19 protein-coding genes are annotated in these 23,148 nt (G+C 68.5%); 10 read left to right on the forward strand and 9 right to left on the reverse strand.

What is annotated here, in order from left to right; all coding sequences use genetic code 11:
* From rnr to rpmG, 5 genes are all read left to right on the forward strand, one after another.
* On the forward strand, positions 1 to 2,331 hold the full coding sequence (gene rnr, locus PW843_08330) for a ribonuclease R (protein ID MDE1146614.1): 2,331 nt from the start codon (positions 1 to 3) through the stop codon (positions 2,329 to 2,331).
* Between the two features lie 5 nt (positions 2,332 to 2,336).
* Complete coding sequence (locus tag PW843_08335; protein ID MDE1146615.1) at positions 2,337 to 2,618, forward strand: VOC family protein; 282 nt, start codon at positions 2,337 to 2,339, stop codon at positions 2,616 to 2,618.
* Positions 2,619 to 2,848: 230 nt separating this feature from the next.
* The gene (locus tag PW843_08340) at positions 2,849 to 3,328 is read left to right on the forward strand and encodes a DUF983 domain-containing protein (GenBank protein MDE1146616.1); all 480 of its coding nucleotides are present in this window, start codon (positions 2,849 to 2,851) and stop codon (positions 3,326 to 3,328) included.
* A 62-nt stretch (positions 3,329 to 3,390) separates the two neighbouring features.
* A complete protein-coding gene (locus tag PW843_08345; protein ID MDE1146617.1) occupies positions 3,391 to 5,067 on the forward strand; it encodes a S41 family peptidase in 1,677 nt (558 codons plus the stop codon).
* 267 nt (positions 5,068 to 5,334) lie between these two features.
* Positions 5,335 to 5,502 carry a 50S ribosomal protein L33 gene (gene rpmG / locus PW843_08350; protein ID MDE1146618.1) on the forward strand — a complete coding sequence of 56 codons (168 nt, stop codon included), beginning with the start codon at positions 5,335 to 5,337 and terminating at the stop codon, positions 5,500 to 5,502.
* Positions 5,503 to 5,748: 246 nt separating this feature from the next.
* Here the strand turns inward: rpmG and PW843_08355 are convergent, their stop codons facing one another.
* From PW843_08355 to PW843_08370, 4 genes are all read right to left on the reverse strand, one after another.
* Positions 5,749 to 8,259 carry a glycosyltransferase family 2 protein gene (locus tag PW843_08355; GenBank protein MDE1146619.1) on the reverse strand — a complete coding sequence of 837 codons (2,511 nt, stop codon included), beginning with the start codon at positions 8,257 to 8,259 and terminating at the stop codon, positions 5,749 to 5,751.
* 181 nt (positions 8,260 to 8,440) lie between these two features.
* Complete coding sequence (locus PW843_08360) at positions 8,441 to 9,883, reverse strand: PleD family two-component system response regulator (protein MDE1146620.1); 1,443 nt, start codon at positions 9,881 to 9,883, stop codon at positions 8,441 to 8,443.
* 63 nt (positions 9,884 to 9,946) lie between these two features.
* Positions 9,947 to 10,330, reverse strand: coding sequence for a response regulator (locus PW843_08365; GenBank protein ID MDE1146621.1), 384 nt, complete (start codon positions 10,328 to 10,330; stop codon positions 9,947 to 9,949).
* Positions 10,331 to 10,600: 270 nt separating this feature from the next.
* Positions 10,601 to 12,607: an FUSC family protein gene (locus PW843_08370; GenBank protein MDE1146622.1), complete on the reverse strand. Its 2,007-nt coding sequence runs from the start codon at positions 12,605 to 12,607 to the stop codon at positions 10,601 to 10,603.
* Between the two features lie 149 nt (positions 12,608 to 12,756).
* Here PW843_08370 and PW843_08375 point away from each other — a divergent pair, with 149 nt between their 5' ends.
* Both PW843_08375 and PW843_08380 read left to right on the forward strand, forming a co-directional pair.
* Entirely contained in the window at positions 12,757 to 13,668 is a 912-nt protein-coding gene (locus PW843_08375) for a LysR substrate-binding domain-containing protein (GenBank protein MDE1146623.1), read from the forward strand.
* Between the two features lie 11 nt (positions 13,669 to 13,679).
* Positions 13,680 to 14,573, forward strand: a complete 894-nt coding sequence (locus PW843_08380) for a LysR substrate-binding domain-containing protein (protein ID MDE1146624.1) — start codon at positions 13,680 to 13,682, stop codon at positions 14,571 to 14,573.
* Here PW843_08380 and PW843_08385 read toward each other — a convergent pair.
* The 4 genes from PW843_08385 to PW843_08400 form a co-directional block, all read right to left on the reverse strand.
* Positions 14,570 to 16,009, reverse strand: a complete 1,440-nt coding sequence (locus PW843_08385; GenBank protein ID MDE1146625.1) for an efflux transporter outer membrane subunit — start codon at positions 16,007 to 16,009, stop codon at positions 14,570 to 14,572. The two genes, PW843_08380 and PW843_08385, sit on opposite strands and share 4 nt — an antisense overlap.
* Positions 16,010 to 16,011: 2 nt before the next feature.
* Positions 16,012 to 16,959, reverse strand: coding sequence for an HlyD family secretion protein (locus PW843_08390; protein ID MDE1146626.1), 948 nt, complete (start codon positions 16,957 to 16,959; stop codon positions 16,012 to 16,014).
* A gap of 14 nt (positions 16,960 to 16,973) precedes the next feature.
* Positions 16,974 to 17,162, reverse strand: a complete 189-nt coding sequence (locus PW843_08395; GenBank protein MDE1146627.1) for a DUF1656 domain-containing protein — start codon at positions 17,160 to 17,162, stop codon at positions 16,974 to 16,976.
* A gap of 304 nt (positions 17,163 to 17,466) precedes the next feature.
* The gene (locus PW843_08400) at positions 17,467 to 17,829 is read right to left on the reverse strand and encodes a hypothetical protein (GenBank protein MDE1146628.1); all 363 of its coding nucleotides are present in this window, start codon (positions 17,827 to 17,829) and stop codon (positions 17,467 to 17,469) included.
* A 346-nt stretch (positions 17,830 to 18,175) separates the two neighbouring features.
* On the opposite strand from PW843_08400, the gene PW843_08405 reads away from it, so the two are divergent.
* Both PW843_08405 and PW843_08410 read left to right on the forward strand, forming a co-directional pair.
* Positions 18,176 to 19,696 (forward strand): acetyl-CoA hydrolase/transferase family protein, encoded by a 1,521-nt coding sequence (locus PW843_08405; protein MDE1146629.1) that lies wholly within the window; start codon positions 18,176 to 18,178, stop codon positions 19,694 to 19,696.
* Between the two features lie 109 nt (positions 19,697 to 19,805).
* Entirely contained in the window at positions 19,806 to 20,828 is a 1,023-nt protein-coding gene (locus PW843_08410; GenBank protein MDE1146630.1) for an intradiol ring-cleavage dioxygenase, read from the forward strand.
* A 201-nt stretch (positions 20,829 to 21,029) separates the two neighbouring features.
* Here PW843_08410 and PW843_08415 read toward each other — a convergent pair whose 3' ends face one another.
* Positions 21,030 to 21,965 (reverse strand): cell envelope integrity EipB family protein, encoded by a 936-nt coding sequence (locus PW843_08415; GenBank protein ID MDE1146631.1) that lies wholly within the window; start codon positions 21,963 to 21,965, stop codon positions 21,030 to 21,032.
* Between the two features lie 431 nt (positions 21,966 to 22,396).
* Here PW843_08415 and PW843_08420 point away from each other — a divergent pair, with 431 nt between their 5' ends.
* Entirely contained in the window at positions 22,397 to 23,074 is a 678-nt protein-coding gene (locus PW843_08420; GenBank protein ID MDE1146632.1) for a GGDEF domain-containing protein, read from the forward strand.
* Positions 23,075 to 23,148 lie beyond the last annotated feature (74 nt).

Here is a 23,148-nt window from a genome sequence, read left to right on the forward strand (position 1 = left end):
ATGCCGAAGCGTCCGGAGGGCCCCCGGCGGGCACCATCGCCCAAGCCGGTGCCGGCCCGCCGTGCGGCCGACGCCCCCTTCCCCTCGCGTGAAGAGGTCCTGGACTATATCCAGTCCAGCCCGGTGCCGGTCGGCAAGCGGGAGATCGCGCGCGCCTTCAACATCACCGGCGACGGCCGCATCGTCCTGAAGGAGATGCTGAAGGACCTGGAGTCCGAAGGCACCATCGAGAAGGGCGAAGGGCGCCGCGTGGCCGCACCCGCCGCCCTGCCCGAGGTGGCGGTGCTGATCGTCAGCGAGATCACGCCGGATGGCGAGGTGCTGGCCCGCCCCACCACCTGGGCGCATGAGACCCCGCCGCCCCGCATCTACATGGTGGCGGAAAAGCGCGGCCATGCCGCACTGGCCCTGGGCGACCGCGTGCTGGCCCGCCTGGCGCGCCAGCCGCAGGCCGATGGCGAGGACATCTACGAAGGCCGCACCATGCGCAAGCTGGACGGCGGCACGGCCACGCGCATCGTCGGCATCTATGAACGCGCCCGCGACGGCGGCCGGCTGAAGCCGGTGGACCGTCGCGCCAAGGCGGAATTCGCCGTGGCCGACGCCAATGCCGAAGGCGCGCAGCCGGGCGATCTGGTGGTGGCCGAACTGCTGCCGTCCTCGCGCCTGGGCCTGAAGCAGGTGCGGGTGGTGGAACGGCTGGGCAGTATCGAGGAACCACGCGCCGTCAGCCTGATCGCCATCGCCCAGCACGCCATCCCCACCCAGTTCGCCCGGGCCGCCATCGAAGAGGCGGAGGCGGCACCTGAGCCGACGGTGGAGGGGCGCACCGACCTGCGCGACATCCCCCTGGTCACCATCGATGGCGAGGACGCGCGCGACTTCGACGACGCCGTGTTCGCGGAGCCCGACACCGATCCCAACAACCCCGGCGGCTGGCACCTGCTGGTCGCCATCGCCGATGTCAGCTTCTACGTCCGGCCGGGCATGGCGCTGGACCGCAACGCCTTCGACCGGGGCAACAGCGTCTATTTCCCCGACCGCGTCGTGCCCATGCTGCCCGAGGCGCTGTCGAACGAGCTGTGTTCGCTGAAGCCGGCGGTCAACCGCGCCTGCCTGGCGGTCCATATGTGGATCGACGGCCAGGGCCGGCTGAAGCGCCATCGCTTCGTGCGCGGCCTCATGCGCTCCGCCGCGCGCCTGACCTACACCCAGGTGCAGAAGGCCCGCGATGGCGAGGCGGACGAGACGACCGGCCCGCTGATGGAACGGGTGATCAACCCGCTGTACGGCGCCTTCGCCGTGCTGCAAAAGGCCCGCGACGCCCGCGGCACCCTGGAACTGGACCTGCCGGAACGGCTGGTGAAGCTGGATGATGCAGGATCCATCCAGAGCATCGGCGTGCGTCCCCGCCTGGACAGCCACCGCCTGATCGAGGAATTCATGATCGCCGCCAACGTGGCGGCGGCCGAAGCGCTGGAGGCGAAGCACGCCCCCTGCCTCTACCGCGTCCACGCCGAACCCGCGCGCGACAAGCTGGAGGCGCTGCGGCAGTTCCTGGGCTCCCTGGGTTACACCCTGGCCAAGGGCCAGGTGCTGAAGCCCATCCTGTTCACCCGCATCCTGGCCAAGGCGGCGAACACGCCCGAGGCGGACCTGGTGAACACCGTCATCCTGCGCAGCCAGAGCCAGGCGCTGTACCAGCCGGAGAACATCGGCCATTTCGGCCTGGCGCTACCGCGCTACGCCCATTTCACCTCCCCCATCCGGCGTTACGCCGACCTGGTGGTCCACCGTAGCCTGGTGAAGGCCTATGGCCTGGGGCCCGGCGGGCTGGATGAGGAGGAAGCGGGCCGCCTAGTGCAGGTGGGGGAGCATATCTCCACCACCGAGCGCCGGGCCGCCACGGCGGAGCGCGACGCGCTGGACCGCTATGTCGCCGCATACCTGTCGGACAAGGTGGGCGGCATCTTCACCGGCCGGGTCGGCGGCGTCACCCGCTTCGGCCTGTTCGTCACCCTGCATGAGACGGGGGCCGACGGGCTGGTCCCCATCTCCACCCTGCCGGACGATTTCTACGACCATGACGAGGCCAACCATCAATTGGTGGGCCGTCGCTGGGGCCGCACCTACCGCCTGGGCACGGTGGTGAAGGTGCGCCTGGTTGAAGCGGATCGTATCTCAGGTAGCATGGTGTTCGCCCTGCTGGGCGAGGACACCGACGACGCGCCCTGGCTGGCCGGCGGCCAGTCGACCGAAAAGGGCGGCCGCGCCCGCCTGACCAGAAAGACGGCTGACCGCCAGAAAGCCCGCGCCAAACCCAAAGGATGACCGCCATGGAGAGCCCCCGTCAGTTCATCAGCGGCCTGAGCCTGGTCGTGCGCGACTATGACGAGGCCAAGGCCTGGTACCGAGACGTGCTGGGCTTCACCGTGGTGGAGGACACCGATCTGGGCGATGGCAAGCGCTGGGTGGTGGTGGCGCCGCCGGGGTCGGGCGAGACCCGCCTGGTCCTGGCCCGCGCCGCGACGCCGGAGCAGGAGGCCGCCATCGGCAAGCAGGCGGGCGGCCGCGTCTTCCTGTTCCTGGCAAACCGACGATTTCTGGCGCGACTATGACGAACTGACCAAGCGGGGCGTGGAATTCCGCGAGACGCCGCGGGTGGAGTTCTATGGCTCCGTCGCCGTCTTCAAGGATCTGTACGGCAACCTGTGGGATCTGGTGCAGCCCAGCGTATGGGTTCACCTGGATCACAATTCGGCCGAAGCACAACAAGTGTAGATAGCAGGGCTGAGAACCGGCAAACGCGTCTGGACCATGGCTCGGGCCGCACCCATCATCTATGTCCATGACGACCGACCCCGTTTCCCCCGATGATCCCGTCCGGGCAGCACCGGGCCCCCGTGTCGCCGACGGCACGGAGGATGTCATGACCGATACGCCCATCATTGAGACAAGCCAGGAAGTCGTCGCCCCGCCCAAGGGCATGGTGGGCACCGCCATGATGCGCGGCATACGCCGCTGCTGTCCCAACTGCGGCGCGCCGGGCCTGTTTGTCGGCTATACCAAGGTGGCACCGGTCTGCACCAATTGCGGCCTGGAAACGGGCAAGTTCCGCGCCGATGATGCGCCCCCCTACTTTACCATCTTCGTCGTCGGCCATATCGTGGTCGGATCGGCGCTTGCCGTGGAACAGAACTTCCACCCCAGCCTGTGGGTGCACGCGGCCCTGTGGGGACCGCTGACCCTGGCCCTGTCGCTGGCCCTGTTGCCCCTGTTCAAGGGTGCGGTCATCGGCGTGCAGTGGGCCATGGGCATCCGCGGTTAGGATGGCCGTTACGAACCCCGGGGCGGACGGCCCTCGGGGGATAACAACACCAGGGAGACGCCGTGGCGCCAGCCAGCCGCCGGTCAGTCTTTGTCCGTGCCGCCGCCGACGTGGCCACAGCCTGTGCGCAAGCCCGGGGCGTGTTGGTGCTGGGCGCCCTGACCTTGGCCCTGGGACTGGGCGCCTGCGCCGGATCCGGCAGCCCCCCCAGCGGCGCGACGCTCAGCGAGCAATTCTACCGCAGCGCCTATGGCCGCATTGATGAGTTGTACCTGGACCCGGTGGATTTGCGCCGGCTGGTGGTCGATGGCCTGGTCCACACGGGCGAGCGGGTGCCGGGCATCGTGGTGACCGCCCTCGCCGCCAATGCACGGACGGTAACCATCACCCTGGGCGGCCCCGGCAGCGTGCTGGGCACGAAAACGCAAGCACGCACCTTTCCCCTTCCCGACGGCGCCGACGCCAACGCCTGGGCCCACCTGGCGGCCGGCGTGACGGAATGGGTGGTGGCGAAGTCACCCGACCTGGCGGCCAAGGGCGGCGACCAAGCGCGCGAGGCGGTGTACCGGACCATGATGGAAGGGGCGGCGGCCGACCTGGACCCGTACAGCCGCTATACCGCCCCGGGTGCGGCGCGCGATGAACGGGCGCGCCGCGACGGCTATGACGGCATCGGCGTCACGCTGGAGGAAACACCCACCGGTTTCCGCATCATCGCTGTCGCCCCGGGCAGCCCGGCGGCGACGGCCGGCCTGCTGGTGGGGGACCTGATCATCGCCGTGGGCGGCATTCCCGTGGCCCCCAGGGCCGGACTTCTGCCGGCGGGGGGCGATCCCGATATCCTGCCCCCCATGGACATCAAGACCGTGATGGCGCGGTTGAGCGGCCCGCCCGGCACCGGCGTGCCCGTGCGCCTGTCCCGAGGGGACGCCGTGCTGACCATCACCGTCGGGCGCCAGCGCATCATCCTGCCCACCGTGATGGCGGAACGGGCGGGGGCGGCCGGCGTGCTGCATGTCAGCCGTTTCAACGCCGGCACGGCCGACGCGGTCAAGGCCGCCGTCCGCCGCTTCCGGGATGCGGGCGCGGCCGAGGGCGGCCCCCCCACCGGCTGGGTGCTGGACCTGCGGGGCAACACCGGTGGCCTGCTGGACCAAGCGGTGGCGGTCGCCGACCTGTTCATCACCAGCGGCCCCATCCTGACCACCATCGGCCGCCACCCCGACAGCCGCCAGCATTATGAGGCCACGCCGGGCGATATCCTGGACGGCGCGCCGCTGGTGGTGCTGGCCGACGGGCAGACGGCCTCGGCCGCGGAGGTGGTGCTGGGCGCCCTGATCGACAGCGGCCGCGCCCTGGACGTGGGCACCACCAGCTTCGGCAAGGGTGTGGTGCAGACGGTCACCCGCCTGCCCAATGGCGGTGAGCTGTTCATCACCTGGTCGCGCATCGTCAACCCCGCCGGCCATTCCTTCGATCATCAGGGCCTGGCGCCGGCCCTGTGCACCAGCGGCCGGACGGACGCCGCCGCCATCCTGGCCAGCCTGCGCACGTCCAGCCGTCCCGTGGTGATGACCCATGGCGATGCCTGCCCGGCGGAGCACAACCGCCCCGCCCCCGTCGACCTGACGGTGGCGGAAAACCTGCTGGCCAATCCGGCGCTGCTGCGCCGCGCGCAACTGGCGGGGCAGCCGCTGCTGGCCGACCAGCCCGCGCCCAATCCGGTGGCGGCCCAATAGGCCGCCGCCCGATTCTGCCTTTGTCGGCCGGCGGGCTGAGGCGCGAATCCGGGTCTGCACGGGCTGGACGGGCCACCCAAGGCCCGTCATGCGCCCTATGCGTGCGTGGGAAAGGCCGGTTTGCCGCTTTGCCCTTGACTCCCAAGGCCCGGTGACTAAAGTGCCGCGACGCCGTGCCCTGGTGGGCTGCGGTACGGAATTGTTTTTACCGCCCCCGACCCGCCGTGCCGGCGACAGACGGGGTTGTCGTAGGTGGGATTAAAGGTCATGGCCAAGCAGAACACCGTGCTGATCCGTCTGATCAGCTCCGCTGAAACCGGCTTCTTCTACGTGAAAAAGAAGAATCCGCGTAAGACGACCGAGAAGCTGGAATTCCGGAAGTACGATCCGGTTGCGCGCAAGCACGTGCTCTTCAAGGAAGCCAAGATCAAGTAATTCCCGCGCGCCCGTATCGGGCGCGCATCTTTCCGTCAGCGGTCCGTGAGCCATGGGCGCCGGGCAAGGTGATGGAAAGCTCAAGAATGAAGATCCGGCAAAGGCCGCCCCCTCGGGCGGCCTTTCGCTATTGGTGTGTCATCTCCCCACTTCACCGGCGTTCAGCCGGCCCCGGGGCGATGTGAAGGCTTGGAAGGAATCGGGAAGGGCTGCCGGCCCCGAAGGCACCTGGCAGCCCCCCCTGCATCAAGGTAACCGGCGGACCCGGGAAATCGCGGCCATCCGGGGCACGCTGGAATAGAGGTCGAAGTTGGGGTTGAAGTAGGGATCGTCATCGATCAACCCCGGCCAGCGCGCCATCATGTAGGCGATCTCCGCCTTGAAGCGGGCGATCTTGTCCGGGTCGGTGTCGTTGCCGCGGGAAACCGATTCCAGGTGGTAGAGTTCCGCCATGGGCGTCCAGATGACGCGGGAATCGCTTTCCCGCACCCGCAGGCAATAATCGACATCGTTGAAAGCGATGGTCAGGTCGCGCTCATTCAGGCCGCCCAAGGCCAGGTACAGCGACCGCCGGGTCACCAGGCAAGCCCCCGTCACGGCCGACAGATCCTGGGCCACGGCGGCCCGCCCGAAATAGCCGGCACTGCCGCGCGGCAGCAGCCGGTGGATATGCCCGGCCACGCCCCCCATGCCGATGGTCACACCGGCATGCTGGATGGTGTCATCGGCGAAATAGAGCATCGCCCCCACCGCCCCCACATCCGGCTGCACGGCGTGCGCCATCATGCGCTGCAGCCAATCCGGAGTGATGACCAGCGTGTCGTTGTTGAGAAGGCAAAGGTAGTCGCCCGTCGCCATCTCCGCCGCGCGGTTGTTCAGGCGGGAATAGTTGAACGGTCCATCGTCGCGCAGGACGCGAATGGTTCCCCGCGCCTGCAGCCGCGCCAGATAACTCAGCGTTTCCGGCTCCACACTGCCGTTGTCGACCACGATGATTTCGACATCCGGATAGGTGGATTCGTTCTGCAGGCTGTCGATACAGCCCCGCAGCAGATCCAGCCTGTCGCGGGTCGGGATGATGATCGAAACCCGGGGGAAAGTCTCGGGCGCGTAATCCACCTGATAATAGTTGCCGGGCCCGGGCGAGACGGTGGCGGCGATGCCCCGGCGGGCCAGATGCTCCTCCACCGCCCGCTTGCCCGCCCGCCAGGCGTAGGGCTTTTCGTCCCCCGCCGTGGCGGTGGAGCCCGGCAGGATGCGCCAGTGATACAGGACACGCGGAATGTGGCGGATGCGGTCAGGGGCGCTGACCTCCGCCACCCGCAGGATCAGGTCATGGTCCTGCGACCCTTCAAAGCCCACGCGGAAGCCGCCCAATTCCTCAACCAGCCCCCGCCGGAAAACCCCCAGATGCGAGAAGGCGTTTTGCGCCAGCATGAGGGTGGGGCTCCAGTCCGACTTGAAATACGGGTCGCTGCGCATGCCATCGACGTCGATCTTGTCCTCATCGCTGTACAGCGCATCGATGTCCGGGTGTGCGGCCACCTCGGCCGCCACCCAGAACAGGGCGTGGCGGGGCAACTCATCATCATTGTCCAGCAGCGCCACGTAATCGCCGGTCGCCAGCCCCAGGGCGGAGTTGCAGGCGGCGGAGATGTGGCCGTTCTTTTCCCGGAACACGATCTTGATGCGGGCGTCCAGCTGGGCGTAGCGGCGCAGCACGACCGCCACCTGGGGGTCGGTCGAGGCATCATCGGCGATGCACAGTTCCCAATCGCCATAGCTTTGCGCACGGACGGACTCGATCGCCCGTTCCAGCCAGATCAGCGGCGGGTTGTAGACCGGCATGATGACGGAGATCAGGGGCCGGACGGGCATGGTGTCGACCGCCGCTTCGATATCGACGACCTCTTCCTCGGTCAGCACCTCGTTGGCGGTGATCCAGGCTTCATATTCCGGATCCTGGCTGAAACGGCTGGTGATGACCTTGGGCCGCAGGCTGGGGTGGGGAATGCGCCCCTCCGCCCGGCCCCGGAGCACATAATGTTCCAGCGGGTTGAGCCCCGATACGGCCACGTCCGGATTCTGCTCCACATAAAAGGCGGTGGAGAAGGTCGGGCTGGGATCGCGATTGGCAGCGGCACCCCCGGTCAGATAATCCAGGACGGGATCTATCTTGCGCACCATCACGTCGCGATAGCGCAGCATGTACCAGGAAGTGTCGAACACTCCTTCGGCCAGCAGCAGCTTCCGCAAAGCCACCAACTGCTTGTGCCGGGCACGCCGGACGGCCAATTGCCCCGTCAGCGCCCACCAGACCCAGCGGAGCTTGCGGCGCGCTTGCGCGATGGGCCCGGGGAAGCGGGCCATCACCGTCCGCAGTGGCGCCGTCACCCGCCATGAGGTGCTGGACCGCATGCCCCGCAACTGCGCGCGCAGATCCTCCACCGTCGCCTGCAGGTCCTGCGCCTGGCGCTGGGATTGCGCCTCCAACTGCGCCAGACGGGCCCGGGCGTGCCTTTCCGCCTCGTATAAGCTGGCGGACGACTGGGCCATGTCCAGCAAGGCGGCTGTCAGGGCCGCCACCGCCTGCGCGGGCTCCGTATTGCTGGCCAGGATTGTATCGACGCGCCGACGCATGCGCGCCTGTACCGCCGCCTCATGTTTCGAGAGCCGCGAAGCCGCCTGCTCCGTTTCCTGCGGCAGCGGCATCTTCTTGCCGGCCCCCGCCTCGCCCCCAACGTCTTCCAATGCCACGGATATGCCGCCCGGTCGTTTACTGTGCCAATCCGGCGCGGTGCGACGGGCCTTCGGCAGCGGACCTGATGTCACGCGCCTCCAGGCAGCCGATCACCCGCTCGGGAGAGCCACTGTATGCCATCTCCGATGGCCGAATACATTCAAAATGCTGGGTTTAGTTCCCGGGGGCCGGGCCGCCCTATCCGGGCAGCGTCAGGTCCGACAGGTCGGGGCGCAGGGCGGGCGTGCCCTCCAGCCCGCCATCGGTCACCACCCGGTTGCGGCCGGCCCGCTTGGCCTCGTACAGCGCCATGTCGGCACGGCGCAACAGGCCGTCGCCCGTTTCCGTGCGGCTGTCGGGCGCCCCGGTCGCCACCGCCACGCCCACCGAAATGGTCACCGTGATCTCACCCACGTCGGCGGTCACGGGGAAGGGTGTTTCCGCGATGCGGCGGCGCAGGCGTTCGGCCACCAGCACACCCGCCGCCAGGTCGGTGTCGGGCATGACGACGACGAATTCCTCACCCCCCAGCCGGGCGACCAGGTCGAAGTTGCGCAGGTTGCGGCTGGCGCGCAGCGCCACCTCCTTTAGCACCTCATCGCCGACGCCGTGGCCGTAGGTGTCGTTGACCACCTTGAAATGGTCGATGTCGAACAGCAGGGCCGCCACCGGCTTGTGGTTGTCGCCGCCGCGGTCCAGCAGGCGCGGCAGGTGGGCGCTCAGGTAGCGGCGGTTGAACAGGCCGGTCAGGCTGTCGGTCAGGGCCAGCGACAGGCTTTGTTCGTAATTGGCGCGCAGCCGGTCCTGATACCGCTTGCGCCGGATCTGGGTGCGGGCGCGGGCCATCAGCTCATTCCGGTCGATCGGCTTGATCAGATAGTCGTTGGCGCCCAGTTCCAGGCCCTTGGCGACACGGTCGATGTCCGTCTCGTCCGCCACCAGCAAGACCGGCACCTGCCGGGTCTTTTCCTGTGAGCGCAACTGGGAACACAGGCGCAAGCCATCCTCGCGCATCAGGGTCAGGCTGATGACGATGAAGTCGAAATCGCCGGCCAGCGCCTGTTCCAGACCGCCGGCGCAGGTGTCGGCGGACACCACATGGCCGCGGTCGCGCACCAGGGTCTCGGTTATCTTGTCCAGATCGATGGAGCTGTCCTCCACCACCAGGACGTTGGCGCCCTCCGCCGACTGGTTGTGCATGCTGTCGGTGGAGACCAGCATGCCCAACTGGCCGGACGTGCTTTCCCGCAGGCGCCATTCGTCCATCATCATCTTCAGGCGCACCAGCGAGCGCACCCGGGCGAACAGCGCCACGTCGTTGACAGGCTTGGTCAGGAAATCGTCGGCGCCGGCCTCCAGCCCCCGCACGCGGTCGGCGATATCCGACAGGGCGGTCACCATGACCACGGGGATGTGCATGATGGCGGGGTCGGAACGGATGCGCTCACACACCTCGAACCCGTCCATGCCGGGCATCATCACGTCCAGCAGCACGATGTCGGGCGCCTGCGCCTTGATCTTCTCCAGCGCTTCGGGGCCGCTGCTGGCAGTGATGACGTCGAAGTACTCGCGCGTCAGCTTTGCCGCAAGCAGCTTGACGTTGGGTAAAACATCATCAACGACCAGAACGCGAGCCGACATGTCACCACTTATTCCAGCCGCGCCACAACCGCACGGCAGTTATCCAAGCTATTACTGCGCACACTATCCCAGAAAGCGCCTGACTGTCCGGATGAAAGTGGCGACGGAGATGGGTTTGGCGATGTAGTCGTCACACCCGCATTCCCGGATACGCTCCTCATCCCCCTTCATGGCGAAGGCCGTGACGGCGATGACCGGGATGTCCCCAACCTCCTGATCCTCCTTCAACCAGCGTGTCACGTCCAGACCGGAAAGTTCCGGAAGCTGTATGTCCATAAGGATAAGGTCCGGACGGTGCCGACGCGCCAGTTCAAGAGCCGTGCCGCCGTCGCTGGTCTGGACGGTGCGATAGCCGTGAGCCTGCAACAAATCGTTGAAGAGCTTCATGTTAAGCTCATTGTCCTCAACGATGAGGACACATTTGGCAGGGGCGGAAACTTTGGCCATGAAGCAGTCCGTGGCGATGTGGCGCGACACTAAAGGACAAGTTGGGCGAGCACAACCGGCATACGCCGCACTCCCGGGTTATGCCGTGCCTGAGACATCCGTACTGCCCATATTGTTCCAGGGCCCCTTTCCAATCCCGTGGATTACCCCCATGGCCGCCACGGCTACCCCAACAGGTAATCCAGCGTGGCCGCTATACCAGGGGAGAATCGACGGAAAACATCACTTCTCACCATTTTTGGATTTGTGAAGGATGGCCGCCGGGTTGGGTCAGGCAGCGGCCGCCGCCTCGGCGATCTGCTGGCACCAGGCGGCCAGGGCCAGCAGGGCGTGCCGCCGGGTTCCGGTGTCGGCCTGCCCCTGGGCGGCCAGCCGGCGAACCGAGCGCCGCATGAACGTGGACAGACGGGCGGGATCGTCGGCCAGGCGGCCCACGGCATGCACGATCAGCTCACCCTGGCGGCGATGGTCCGGCGGCAGGCCGGACAGCAGGCGGCGCATGCCGACCAGCGCCCGGGCCGTGTCCATCCGCCCCCGGGCCAAGGCCAGGACGCGGGCGCCGTCACGGCCGTCGCCCAGCCAGGCGGCCAGCCGGGCCAGGCGATGGTGGTGGCGGTATTCCCAGGCGGCGATGGCCGGCGGAGGTTCCCCGGCGCGGCCCCCCGCCAGGTCACGCACGCTGCGGGCGAAGGCGGCCAACAGCCGGCGCACCTCACCCGCGCGATCGACCGGCAGGATCAGGCGGTAGGTCAGCACGATCCAGACTGTGGCCATGACCACCGCGCCGGCGGCGTTGAGGTAACCTTCCAGGTCGTAGACCATGGGGTTGCCTGGCGCCACCAGGGTAATGAACAGCAGGGGCAGAAAGGTGCCGAACTCCGCCCGGCCCGGCCGGTGGCTGATCAGGGTGGACGACAGGATGACCGGCACCAGCACACAGGCGAGGCCGCCGAATTCCGACAGCGAGGGCAGGATCAGGAAGGTGCAGACACCGCCCAATACCGCCGCCCAGATCGCGGCACGGAAGGTCTGGATGCTGACTTCGCTGGGATTGGTGCGGCTGGCCAGCAGGGCGCCGATGACGCTGGTCCAGCTGACCATGGTGGGGCCGGCCGGCCATTGGGTGGCGACCCAGAAACCACCGGCCAGCAAGACGGAAATGACGGCGCGCAAACCGGCGATCAGGGCGCTGCCGGCCGGGCCGTCGGCCGCCTCCGGCACGGCGAAGACGGTGGATGACTCGCCCGACGCCTGAAGCAGCAGGTCCAGGACCTCGCCCAGGCGGTGGGCGGCGGCCAGGGCCGGCACGTCGCCACGCCGGTCAGCCAGGCGCACGGCGGCCCGCAGGCGGCGGCGGGCATCGGCGGCCGCCAGGCGGAAGGCCGGCCCACCGCCCTCGGCCAGACGGTCCAGGCAAGCGGCCAGGGGGGCTGCCGCCAACGGCAAGGTCACCAGCGCGCGGCGCGCGGCGTCCACCCGGCTCAGCAGGCCGAACAGGGCGGCAGCGCTGACGCGGGCGGCATCGGCCTCCGACCGGAAGGCGGCGGATTCCACCGCGGCGTAGGTCGCCAGGTCATCCAGCCCCTGAATGTCGGCCAGCAGCGCCGAATAGCGCCCCCCCTGCCCGCCACCAAGCGCCAGATCGTCGCGCATGGCGACGGCCACGGCGGCGGTGACGCGGGCCACCCGGCTTTCCAGGCGCTGGACCGCCGTCACCGGCCACAGCACGCCCGAAACCGCCATCTTGCACACCACGCCCACGGTGATGGCGGCGATGCGGGCGGTGGCGATGTCGAAGGTGCGCAGGGGGTCGTCCACCGCCCCCATGGCGATCAGCGCCAGGGTGTAGCCCGCCAGCACGGCGGCATAAGACCGGAAGCGGCGCAGGCGCAGGGCCAAGGCAACGCAACCGCCCAGCCACAGGCTGTAGACCAGCAGGAAGGCCTCCGGCGATTGGCCGAACATGGCCATCAGGGCGAGCGCGCCAGCGGCACCCGCCAGCGTGCCCACCATGCGCCAAGCGCTCTTGGCGATGACGGCGCCACTCATGGGGTGGCTGACGATCAGCACCGTGGCCGTGGCCGTCTGGGGGCTGTCCAGTTGCAGGGCGTAGGCCAGGTAAAGCGCCAGCACGGCGGCGATGGCCGTGCGCACGCCATGGCCCATCGCCCCCCAGCTGGGAAGCTGGCTGGCCCAGGCGTCGGCGGCGCGCGTCCGCCATGACGTGAACGGCCGCACGGGGCCGACAATAAGGGTGGGCTGGACGGACAAGGACACTGGACCGGTCGGGGCGGCGGCGCGCCCTGTTCCATGAGCTTGGTCCCATGAGCGGGGCGCGCGCCAGTTCATCGAATAACAAGGTGCACCGGGCGAAGCTATAGGTCCAATATATCGACCAAACGTTTTCCATATTCTGGACAGGCATCTTGGACATTCGGCACCTGCGCTATTTTACCACCGTGGCCGAGGAGCTGCACTTCACCCGCGCGGCGGAGAAGCTGGGCATCCGCCAGCCCCCGCTGAGCCAGCAGATTCAGCAGCTGGAGCGGGAGATCGGCAGCCCGCTGTTCCACCGGCTGTCGCGCGGCGTGGAACTGACGGCCGTGGGCGCCGCCTTCCTGGAGGATGCCAAGGCCATCCTGGCCCACATCGACCGGGCGGTGGCCTCGGCCCGCCAGGTGGCGCGGGGGGAAAAGGGGCGCCTGCGGTTGGGCCTCAGCATGTCGGTCACGGCCCACCCCTGGATCTCCCACCTCATCCGCGATTACCGCGCCAGGAATTCCGGCGTGCAGGTGACCTTGGAACTGAACGATTTCGGCCAGTTGACGGACGCGGTGCGCGACGGCGCCCTGGACGTGGCCCTGGTGCGCGGCCGCACGGCGGAGGTGCCGGGCCTCAACACTTACGCTGTGGTGGAGGAAAAGCTGCTGGCGGCGGTGCCTGTCGGCCACCGCCTGGCCGACGCCGACGCCATCGACCTGGCCGACCTGGCGGATGAGGATTTCCTGACCATCACCCGCACCGCCGGCCCCAACATCTACGACATCATCATCGCCGCCTGCCGTGAGGCCGGATTCAGCCCGCGCATCGTGCAGGAGGTGCCGGCCTTCCCCCCCATGCTGAACCTGGTGGGCGCCGGCCTGGGCGTGGCGCTGGCCCCCGACAGCATGCGCAACATGCGGCTGGAGGGCGTGCGCCTGCTGGACCTGCGCCACGGGCAGGACACCGCCCCCATCATGATGGTGTACCGCGCCAATGAGGGGGCCGCCGCCGCGCGGGCCCTGATCTCCCTGGCCCGCCGCACCGCCGCCACCCCCACGCCCTCCGCCAGCGCCTAAGGACCTTCATCATGCTGGAACTGAAACTGCTGCGATCCTTCGTGCTGCTGGCCGAGGAACTGCACTTCGGCCGCGCCGCCGAACGCCTGCACATCGTGCAACCCGCCCTGACCCAGCAGATCCAGGCGCTGGAGCGCCAGATCGGCACGCAGTTGCTGATCCGCGGCCGGGGCCGCATCACCCTGACCGACGCCGGCGCCCTGGTGCTGGCGGAGGCGCGCCGGACGTTGGAGCAGGCGGCGCGGACGGAAACCATCGGCCGCCTGGCCGGGCGGGGTGAGGTCGGGCGGCTGGAGATCGGCTATGTCGGCTCAGCCGGCTTGAGCGAGTTGATGCCGGCCCTGTTGCGCGACTTCCGGCGCAGCCACCCGGCGGTGGATCTGGGCCTGACGGAGATGGCGGTGGGGGCGCAACTGGCCGGCATCGCCGCCGGCGGGCTGGATTTGGGTTTCATCCGCCTGCCGCCCCTGAGCCTGCCCAACGGCGTGTCCGTCCTGCCCCTGCGGCCGGAGGGTCTGGTGGTGGCGCTGGCCGCCGACCACCCGCTGGCGGCACTGCCCAGCATCCCCGTCGCCCGCCTGGCAAATGAGGCCATGGTGCTGCACCATCCCGCCAGCGGGGCGGAATTGCGCAGCCAGATCGACGATCTCTGCCATCGCCACGGCTTCAGCCCGCAGGTCGTGCAGGCCGTGCCGCAGGTGGCGCTGACCATCCGCCTGGTGGCGGCAGGCCTGGGCATCTCGCTGGTGCCGGAGACCACCACCTGGCTGACGGTGGCGGGTGTGGTCTACCGCCCGCTGGCCGACGGCGACGCGCCCTATTCCCTGGCGCTGGCCCACCGCACCGACGACCCGGCGCCGGCGGTGCGGGCCTTCCTGGCGGCGGCGCGGCAGGCGGCGGATTAATCCTTAACCGCCGCCTGCTCCATATCCTTATCCAGATCCACGCCCTGCCAGCCGCCGCCCAGCGCCTTGTACAGGGTGATGACGTGTTCCACCCGGGCCAGGCGGCTTTCCGCCTCGCGGTCCTCCGCCTGGTAGGCTTGGCGCTCGCTGTCCAGCACCTTCAGGAAGTCGGTCAGGCCGGCGCCGTAGAGCCGGGTGGCCTGGTCCAGGGCCTGGGCCGAATCGTCACGGGCGGCGATCAGCGTCTGTTGCCGGCGGGTTTCCGTCTGGTAGTTGACCAGCGCGTCCTCCACGTCCCGGAACGCCTCCTTCACCGTGCGCTCATACCCGATGCGGGCGGCCTCCGCCTCCGCCTTGGCGATGGTGATACGGGCGTCGTCGCGGCCGCCGTTATAGACGGGACCCACCACCTGGGCGCCCAGGGAATAGGTCAGGCTGGCCAGGCTGAACAGTTTGCCCAGGTCCGCCGCCTGCGGCATCAGCGTCAGGGGGATGGCGAAGTGCGGCAGGCTGGCCGCCGTGGCCACGCCGATGCGGGCGTTGGCGGCGGCGAAGGTGCGGTCGGCGCGGCGGATGTCCGGCCGGTTGGCCACCACCTCCGACGGCAGGCTGGCCGGCAGGCTGGCGGGCACCGACATCAGGGGCGCCGGCTGGGTCAGTTCCGCCTCCAGATCGCCGGGGTAGCGGCCCAGCAGGATGGCCAGCGCGTGGCTCATGCGCGCCACCGTCGCCTCCAGCGGCGGGGTGGCGGCCTGCACCGTTTCCAGCTGCGCGCGGGCCTGCGAGACCTCCAATTGCGTGCCCAGGCCGCGCTGGAAGGCGCGCTGGGCCAGGTCCAGCGCCTTGGCGGCGGCGGCGATGTTGCGGCCGGCGATGTCCAGGCGCAATTGGGCGGCTCGCAGGCGGGCGTAGTCGGTCGCCACCTCCGCCAGCAGGCTGACCAATAGGTTGCGCCGCCCCTCCTCCGTCGCGGCGATGTCGGCGTCCGCCGCCTCCACCGCGCGCTGGGTGCCGCCGAAGACGTCGATCTCCCACGTGGCGTCCAGTTCGGCCTGCCAGGTGTGATAGTTGCCGATGCCGGCCGGCCATTCCACGCTTTCGCTGGATCGTTGCACAGCCGGATCAATACCCAGCTTCACATCCGGCAGGTCGGCCGACTTGGCGATGACCCGGGCGGCCCGCGCCTGCACCAGGCGCTGGCGGGCGATCTTCAGATCCTCATTATCGGCGATGGTGGCCTGGACCAGGCGGCTGAGGGTCGGGTCCTGGAAGCTGTCCCACCAGGCCCGCATGTCGGCGACACCGGCAGCGGGCGGCAGCTGTTCCGTCCAATGGGCCGGCAGGTCCATCGCCACCGGCTTGTAATCAGAGCCGACCACGCTGCAACCGGACAGCAATGCCGCCAGCAGCAAGGCCCCGCCCTTGAGGCGTGACATCGTCAGATCCTCGATTCCAGATGCGCCAGCGCGCGGGCCACCAGGCCCTGGGGGTGCAGGGCCTCATCCCCCACCGACAGGGTGCAGGTCATGCCGGCGGCCAGCAGCACGCCCGGCGGCACGGTGTCGATGTGCACGCGCACGGGAATGCGCTGGGCCAGGCGCACCCAGGTGAAGACCGGGTTCACGTCCTGCAGGCCATAGGAATTGGGGGCGCTGTTGCGGTCGTTGATGCCGCGCGCCACGGTATCGACATGGCCGGTCAGCAGCGGGGCGTAGCCCATCAGCTTGACCATCACCCGGTCGCCCTCATGGATGTGGGCCAGCTTGGTCTCTTCGAAATAACCGGTGATCCAGAAGCTGTCGGTGTCGATCACCGCCACCCGCGGCTGGCCCGTGTTGGCGTAGTCGCCCACCCGCAGGCGCAAATTGGTGACGTAGCCGTTGACGGGGGAGCGGATGATGGACCGTTCCAGGTTCAGCTTGGCCAGGTCCAGCGCGGCCTCCGCCGCATCCAACTGCGCCCCGGCCACGGTGGCAGTGCTGCGGAAGCGGTCCTGCTCGGACGCGGAAACCACGCCGGTCAGGCCCTGGCGGCGCTGCGCGTCGCTGATCTTGAGCGCGCGTTCGTCGCGGGCGGCATCCACCGCCGCCTTGGCCTGGGCCAGGGCGATGCGGAAGCGCACCGGATCGATGACGAACAGCACGTCGCCCTTGTGGACCATCTGGTTGTCGCGGACCGGGATCTCCACGATGGTGCCCGGCACCTCCGGCGCCACGTCCACCACCTCGGCCCGCACGCGGCCGTCGCGCGTCCACGGCGCCACCATGTAGCGCTGCCACAGCCCGCCGATCAGCAGGGCCGCCAGCCCCACCATGGCCACGGTGGCGGCGATGCGCGCCAATGCGATCAGGATGCCCGCCAGCGGTCCCGCCAGCAGGCCGAACATCCCCTTCAGCCGTGTCATAGCAGCACCAGGCCCGACAGGATGGCGGAGAACAAGGCGGCCTCGAACAGGGCGGGGTGCCATACCGCCCGCCAGAAGCCCAGGCGCGCCAGCACCAGGCGCAACACCAGGAACAAAGCCAGGGCCGCCAGGCCATAACCCACGATGGGGGCCACGAAGATGCCGGCGACGTCCAATTCGGCCATCACGGTAAAACACCTTGGGGTTGGAGAGGGGGCGTCACGTGCCCCCGAAAGAAAGGCCCAGAGAAAGAAAAAGGACGTGGCCGGCAGAGATCGACCACGTCCTTGTTCTTTTACGTGACGGCCGCCGCCGCACCCGATGGGAGGGGGGTGGGGCGGCAGCCGATCACAGGACAGGAGGGCCAGCGGAACCGGATGACCGCTGTGTAGCCCCCTGCCCCCCACGGGTCGGCGGTTGCGAGGCGCCGTTCCCGTAGTTCCCCGGCACGGATACGCGCCGCCCGGGGCCCCAGCCGATAGACCCTTACTAGTTGGCCATCAGGGTCTGCTGGGTCAGGGCCGCGTCCAGGTTATCGACACAGGACGCGAACTGGGCACTGCCGGGGGCCACGCCGGCCTGGGCGCACGCCTGCTCCTCCTTCGCCACCTGGGGCGAAACGGTGCGGATGTGTTCTTCCCGGGCACGGTTCAACACGCTGGTGCAGGCGGCGAAGTCGCTGTTGGCCGGATGCAGGCCCATGGACTGGCAGGCCTGGTACACCACGGGCGTGACGGTCACCTCATTCGCGCTGGCCGGCAGCGGGGCGGTGGTGACCAGGATGGCCAAAGAGGAAGAGGCGGCGGCCACGGCAACCATCTTCAGGGACGACTTCTTCAGCAGCGCAAACATCAAAACTTCTCCGTCAATCAACCGGGCCGCGTCCTGTCAGGTCCATCGCCTTCAGTCAGCGCGGTCGTTGGTGAGGTGAACTGTGCGCCCGATTGTTGCGGTGCGTCCAATATATCGATGACGCGATATCGATATCTAAAAGCTATAACGCAACGATGCCGCCGGGCGGGTTGGCGGCACCCCCAATGGTTTGACGATCAAATTTCATGATCGTTTCTGCCCTCAGAAACTATTGGAGGGCAAGCCAAGGGCGGTCCCAAATATTCGTGATCCGCACCAAGGATACTTAATGGCCAAGGGGCCTTGGCCGTCCCGCCCGTGCGGTACCAAGACAACGGACAAGAACATGGTTAGAGAGCGAATCCGCCTGAGCAGCCTTCATGACCGCATCATGAGCGCTGAAGCTGCGGCCGGCCTGATCCAGGACGGCATGACCGTGGGCATGAGTGGTTTCACCCGGGCGGGCGACGCCAAGGCCGTCCCGCTGGCGCTGATCGAGCGCGGCCGGACAGAACCCCTGCACATCAACCTGCTGACCGGCGCCTCATTGGGCAACGATCTGGACGGCATGCTGGCCGACGCCGGCATGCTGAAGCGCCGCCTGCCCTTCCAGGCCGACGCCCGCCTGCGCGCCGCCATCAACCGGGGCGAGGTCATGTTCATCGACCAGCACCTGTCGGAAATGGTGGAACAGCTGCGGTCCGGCAATCTGGGCCACCTGGACTGCGCCATCATCGAGGCCGTAGCCATCACCGAGACGGGCGCCATCGTCCCCACCACCAGCGTGGGCAATTCCGCCAGCTTCGCCATCCTGGCCGACAAGGTAATCATCGAGATCAACCTGTCCCAGCCGGCGGCGCTGGAAGGCCTGCACGACATCTACATCCCCAAGCGCCGCCCGGCGCGTGAGCCCATTGAGCTGACCAAGGCGTCGGACCGGGTGGGCACGCCCTTCGTGCAGATCGACCCGGACAAGATCGCCGCCATCGTGGTGACGGACAAGGCCGACAGCCCCACGACGCTACAGCCGCCGGACACCGATACCAACGCCATCTCCCGCCACCTGATCACCTTCCTGGAGAAGGACGTGCTGGCCGGGCGCCTGCCCCGCCGCCTGCCGCCCCTGCAGGCCGGCATCGGCGCCATCGCCAACGCCGTGCTGCACGGCCTGATCGACAGCCCCTTCAACGACCTGGAGCTTTACAGCGAGGTGTTGCAGGACAGCGCGTTCGAGCTGTTCGAAAGCGGCAAGCTGGCCTTCGCCTCGGCCTCCTCCATCGTGCTGACGGCGCCGATGATGGCGCGGGTCATGCCGCACATCGCCGACTACCGCGACCGCATCATCCTGCGCCCGCAGGAGGTCAGCAACCATCCCGAGGTGGTGCGGCGCCTGGGCCTGATCGCCATCAACACCGCCATCGAGTGCGACATCTACGGCAACGTGAATTCCACCCACGTCAACGGCACGCACATGATGAACGGCATCGGCGGATCGGGCGACTTCGCCCGCAACGCCCAGCTGTCGGTGTTCGTCACCAAGTCGCTGGCCAAGGACGGCCGCATCTCCAGCATCGTGCCCATGGTCACCCACGTCGACCATACCGAGCATGATGTGGACGTCATCGTGACGGAGGTGGGCCTGGCCGACCTGCGCGGCCTGGCGCCCCGCGAACGCGCCCGCGCGATCATGGAGAACTGCCTGCACCCCAGCTACCGGCCGCTGATGGCCGACTACGTGCGGCGTGCGGTAGCGCGCGGCGGCCAGACCCCGCACCTGCTGGAGGAGGCCTATTCCTGGCACGTCCGGATGCGGGAAACCGGCAGCATGCTGCCCGCCGCCCCGGCGGCGGAAGCGCTGTCGGCGTAAAACGGAAGCCGGCGGCGCCTTTCGGGGTGCCGCCGGCGACAGGCCGGGCGGCGGTGGCCCGTGAAGGTGGGTTGCGACAGTTTGACCCACCCCGCGAGCCCCCCGCCCAATGCCTGACAAATCCCCCGCCGATCGGCCCGTCAGCCGGCGCCGTGCCCTGGCCGGTCTGGCCTCCGCCAGCGGCCTGGTGCTGACCGCCACGCCCGCCGGTGCGGCGCAAAATACCGCAGCGCAGCAAACCGCCCGCGTGACGGTCCCCACCGGCACCCTGTGTCGTGTGACGCCCCAATCCATCGAGGGGCCCTACTACATCGATCCCAAGCTGGTGCGGGCCGATATCCGCGAGGGGCGGCCGGGCGTGCCCCTGACCCTGGATTTCATCGTGTTGAACGGCGCCGACTGCACCCCGCTGGCGGGGGCCAGGGTGGACGTCTGGCATGCCGACGCCGGCGGCGTCTATTCCGGTTACGACCACCAGGGCGCTGACGACAAGACGGACACCAAGGGCCAGACCTTTCTGCGCGGTACGCAGATGACGGACGCCGCCGGCCAGGCCACGTTCCGCACAATCTGGCCCGGCTGGTACGCCGGCCGCACCACCCACATCCACTTCAAGGTGTTCCTAGACCAGAAGGACGGCGCGCCGAAGAACGTCCTGATGGGGCAGATGTATTTCCCCGACGCCCTGTCGGAATTCATCTACACCACCGTCCGGCCCTACTGCGACCGGCCGGGCATGCGCGACATGGTCAACGCCACCGACCCCATCGCGGCGTCGGACGATGCCGACCATGCCTGCTATTGCGCGGTGAAGGAGGAAAAGGGCGGCTACGTCGCCAGCCTGGCGCTGGGCGTGGACCGCAACGGCCGGACCAAGGAAGGATTCGGGCCGGGCGGCCCCGGTGGCCCCGGCCCCATGGCGGGCGGACCGCCACCCAGCGGCTTCGAGCCGCCCAAGGGGCCTGACGGCAAACCGCTGCCTCCACCCAATGGCCAGTTCGGCCCGCCACCAGGTGCACCACCTCCCGGTGGTCCCATGGGCGGCCCCCCGCCCGGCCTGGGCCCCGTCGGCCCCCGCATCCTGGTGCCCGGTGTGGCTTTGGCGAACCAGCAGGGCAAGGCCAAGGCGTAATAGAAAAGGCCCGGTTCCTGAAGCGTCAGGAACCGGGCCTTCGTCGTTCGAATACCGGCGGCATGAGATTTTGGCTCATGCCGCCGTAGGCCCCGACCGGGGCCGCCGGAAGTTTCCGGGAAGCGTAGCGGACTGGAAACTGAGGACCAGCCAAACCGGCGGATGCCGGTGCCGGCGACTGAGGACCGCGTATAAAGCCACTTAACAGGCGGGCTTGGGCAGGGGCTCCAGTGCCACCAGCTCGGCGCGGACCTTGAAGTCGCCGTAGTCGATCAGCATGGACTGCACGATGCCGTTGTCCATCAGCATCATGGCGGTGTCGTAGTCGGGCAGCGCCTGCTGTTCATCGTTGGGGAAGAAGGCCAGGTGCACCGGCCAGGCCTTGTCCTTGTGCAGGGCGGCCACCACGATGGCGTCATGGGCCAGCGGCTTGGCCTTGCCGATGACGGCGGAGACGGGGCCCGCCTCCTCCGCGTCCGAACCGTCGAACACCGGGCGGACATAGACCGGCGCGTCGCCGTGGCGGGCCTGGTCGATCAGCAGCAGGGTATGGGCGGTGGGAAAGACGGTGCCCGGCGCCAACTGGATGTCCTGTGGCTTGGGCTTTTCGAAATGGGCGACGCCGCCGTCCTCACCCGCCAGGGTGGCCACACCCTTCATCTCCTCATCCGGCTGGCCGCTGACCTGCTTGCGCACGTTGAAGCGATAGACGCTGCCGTCCTTCGCTTCCCACGTGGTGTAGCTGGTGGTCATCTCCTGGTCGTCGGACTCGGAATATTGGAAGCGGATCTGGAAGCGCTGTTCCGTCGTCCAGCCGCGGCAGACGTCGTTCCAGGCGAAATTCATGGCGCCGACCACACCGGTGACCCGGCTGCCCTCGCGCGAGGATGCCAGGCTGAGACGGTAGGCGGCGCGGTGGGGCGACATCTGCGCGCCAAGGGCCGTGACGGTGGACGCCATGGGCCCCCCGCCGGTGGACACCACCGCCGGGACATTGCCGGCGGTGGACGGCGGCACCGACGGCGCCGGGGTGGCGGAGGCGGGCGGGGCGGCATCGGCCGCCCAGGCGGCGGCACCCGCCATAGCCCCCGCGATGGGCAAAGACAGCAAGGCCAGGGCCGCCAAACGGGTGCGCATTCTGTCCGTCACTTCTCTCATCACCTTTCCAGGCGTTACCTTATGGTATCGCCCATGGCCCCGACCGTGTTCCGGGATGCCGAGTGGTCAGCATGCCGTGAGCCGGGGGCCGGCGCCAAGCATTCTTGTCGTCACACCCGCCCGCCGGCCAAAGACATACCCCGGTCGCCAGGCCGTCCAGGCGCAGGATAGATCATGGTTGATACGTCCCGGATGCCATCCTTTCGTCGTGCCCGCCTTCACCCCTTTGGGTCAAGAGGCAGACATTGCCGATGGGCTCTGCCGAAAGGGGGTCGGCAAATTCTGCCGACAGGGCCTCATAGCGTCGATAGACACTGAACATATTCTGTTATTTCAACACGCTAGCTAGCGGCACGGCCCTTGCGATCCCGTCTGGTGTCACCCACGACGCCTCGACCGGAGTAGCGCCCATGACCCCGCCGGACACCGCCCTGCCCCTGATGCCCGCCATCAACCTGACCCTGCCCCGGGGCCAGATGCCGGTCGGCCTGCGTGGTCCGGAGGCGGCGGCCAGCCTGAACCAGCTGCTGGTGCAGGAATTGGCCATGCGCCTGGCGGATGCGGAGCGTGTCATCACCGAACAGCGCGACCGCATCGACTATCTGGAAACCCTCAGCACCACGGATGAGCTGACCGGCCTGCTGAACCGCCGCGGCTTCCAGTCCGCCTTCCGGCGTGAGCTGGCGGCCGCCCGGCGCGGCGGCCGGGGCGGCGTGCTGGTGATGGTGGATCTGGACGGCTTCAAGCGCATCAACGATGTCCACGGCCACCAGGCCGGCGACGCCTACCTGCGGGCCGTCGCCCGCAGCCTGGCCGACCATGTGCGCGCCCAGGACGTGGTGGCCCGCCTGGGCGGCGATGAATTCGCCGTGCTGCTGACCCGTGTGGCCCCCGACCAGGGCAAGGCCCGCGCCGATGCCCTGTCCCAGACCCTGCACGCCGTGGCCCTGGATTGGCAGACCCACAGCCTGCCCCTGAAGGCCAGCTTCGGGTATCACGCCTATGGTGCCGACGACCGCGAGGAAGACGTCATCCACCGCGCCGACGTGCTGATGTACCAGACCAAGGCGGCCAGCAAGGCGGCTTGACGCCGCGCCTCAAGCGCCGGCGGGGCATCCGCCCCTTGGCTTATCCTCGATTTCCAGTCCGCTTTCGGCTCCCC

It is taken from the genome of Azospirillaceae bacterium, from assembly GCA_028283825.1.
Taxonomy (GTDB): Bacteria; Pseudomonadota; Alphaproteobacteria; order Azospirillales; family Azospirillaceae; genus Nitrospirillum.